This is a genomic window from Alishewanella sp. HL-SH06 (genome assembly GCF_052656265.1).
Map to the genome: position 1 here is coordinate 1 of NZ_CP199752.1, position 2,500 is coordinate 2,500.

Annotated in this window: 2 rRNA genes (1 of these 2 cut by a window edge); both read right to left on the reverse strand. The window is 51.2% G+C overall.

Going from position 1 to position 2,500, the window contains the following annotated elements:
* Positions 1 to 631: 631 nt before the first annotated feature.
* Positions 632 to 746 (reverse strand): 5S ribosomal RNA (rrf, locus tag ACUJFK_RS00005).
* An 85-nt stretch (positions 747 to 831) separates the two neighbouring features.
* A 23S ribosomal RNA gene (locus tag ACUJFK_RS00010) occupies positions 832 to 2,500 on the reverse strand (it continues 1,216 nt past the right edge of the window).

A 2,500-nucleotide genomic window follows, 5' to 3' on the forward strand; every position in this document is an offset into this window, starting at 1 on the left:
TGAGTTTTGAGTTTTGAGTTTTGAGTTTTGAGTTTTGAGTTTTGAGTTTTGAGTTTTGAGTTTTGAGTTTTGAGCATGATGGTGACGTCCCGTTAAAAATTTGTCTAACGGCGTACTTCGTTACTCGGAACAATTCGAGATAACTGCTTTAATTGCCTTTTACTATTCTTAAGAACCAAATCGCATGGCAACAAATTCGTCAGGAACGAATTTGGACTGCCGCAGGCAGGTCGCGAAGCGATGCAGGCCAAGGATGGCCTGCACAATGCCACCAGCGCAGCGCTGTGGCTGGCATGCGTGAGTGTGCGCCGCGTAGCGGATAAAGCAAAAAGCTCAATCGATTGAGTGGGCTCTTTGGCTTTATGAGGTGCCTTCATGCCCTTCGCAGAGCGAAGGGCGTTCAGCCGGCGCCAAGCCAAACTGTTGGCTTGTCGTCTCCCGGCCTCACTGTACTACTTTGCTCCCCCCTTCCCTGGGGTTCGCCGCTGCGAGGCCAGCTAAAGCTGTCCAAAAACGTTCCAGACGTTTTTGTCGCATGGTATCGCCCGGCTCGAGCAGTACACCGCACCAAGATATTTCAACCAATAAAAAAGCCCCACTCTTGCGAGTAGGGCTTTCTATTGAATGAGGTGCCTGGCGGTGTACTACTCTCGCATGGCGAATGCCACACTACCATCGTCGCAGCTGCGTTTCACTTCTGAGTTCGGAATGGAGTCAGGTGGTTCCACAGCGCTATTGCCACCAGGCAAAAACGGTTTGTCTGTTCTTTAACTTAGCAAGCTGACTCAGTATTCACACTGTATTCTTTTCTTAAAACATCTTGGGCGTTGTATGGTTAAGCCTCTCGGGCAATTAGTATGAGTTAGCTTAACGTGTCACCACGCTTCCACACCTCACCTATCAACGTTGTGGTCTTCAACGACCCTTTAGTAGACTCGAAGTCTAAGGGATGACTCATCTTGTGGCCGGCTTCCCGCTTAGATGCTTTCAGCGGTTATCCGTTCCGAACGTAGCTACCGGGCAATGCCATTGGCATGACAACCCGAACACCAGCGGTTCGTTCACTCCGGTCCTCTCGTACTAGGAGCAACTCCACTCAATCATCCAACGCCCACGGCAGATAGGGACCGAACTGTCTCACGACGTTCTAAACCCAGCTCGCGTACCACTTTAAATGGCGAACAGCCATACCCTTGGGACCGACTTCAGCCCCAGGATGTGATGAGCCGACATCGAGGTGCCAAACACCGCCGTCGATATGAACTCTTGGGCGGTATCAGCCTGTTATCCCCGGAGTACCTTTTATCCGTTGAGCGATGGCCCTTCCATACAGAACCACCGGATCACTATGACCTACTTTCGTACCTGCTCGACGTGTCTGTCTCGCAGTTAAGCTGGCTTCTACCATTACACTAACCGTACGATGTCCGACCGTACTTAGCCAACCTTCGTGCTCCTCCGTTACTCTTTAGGAGGAGACCGCCCCAGTCAAACTACCCACCAGACACTGTCCGCAACCCGGATTCACGGGCCTACGTTAGAACATCAAACATACAAGGGTGGTATTTCAAGGACGGCTCCATCAGAACTAGCGTTCCAACTTCAAAGCCTCCCACCTATCCTACACATGTAGGGTCAATGTTCAGTGCCAAGCTATAGTAAAGGTTCACGGGGTCTTTCCGTCTAGCCGCGGGTATACGGCATCTTCACCGCAATTTCAATTTCACTGAGTCTCGGCTGGAGACAGCCTGGCCATCATTACACCATTCGTGCAGGTCGGAACTTACCCGACAAGGAATTTCGCTACCTTAGGACCGTTATAGTTACGGCCGCCGTTTACCGGGGCTTCGATCAAGAGCTTCGCTTGCGCTAACCCCATCAATTAACCTTCCGGCACCGGGCAGGTGTCACACCCTATACGTCCACTTACGTGTTTGCAGAGTGCTGTGTTTTTAATAAACAGTTGCAGCCAGCTGGTCACTGCGACTCTCCAATGCTTACACCGCAAGGGCTTCACATCAAAGAGCGTACCTTCTCCCGAAGTTACGGTACTATTTTGCCTAGTTCCTTCAGCCGAGTTCTCTCAAGCGCCTTGGTATGCTCTACCTGACCACCTGTGTCGGTTTAGGGTACGGTCACCAATACCTGAAGCTTAGAGGCTTTTCCTGGAAGCATAGCGTTAGCAACTTCATCACCTTAGTGACTCGTCTCGTGTCTCAGTCTTAAGAAACCGGATTTTCCTAGTCTCTCAACCTACTCACTTTCACGCGGACTACCAACGCCGCGCTTGCCTAGCTTTCTCCGTCCCCCCATCGCAGTATTGGCCGGTACAGGAATATTAACCTGTTTCCCATCGACTACGCCTTTCAGCCTCGCCTTAGGAGCCGACTCACCCTACCCTGATTAGCATGGGATAGGAACCCTTGGTCTTTCGGCGGGGAAGTTTTTCACTCCCCTTATCGTTACTCATGTCAGCATTCGCACTTCTGATACCTCCAGC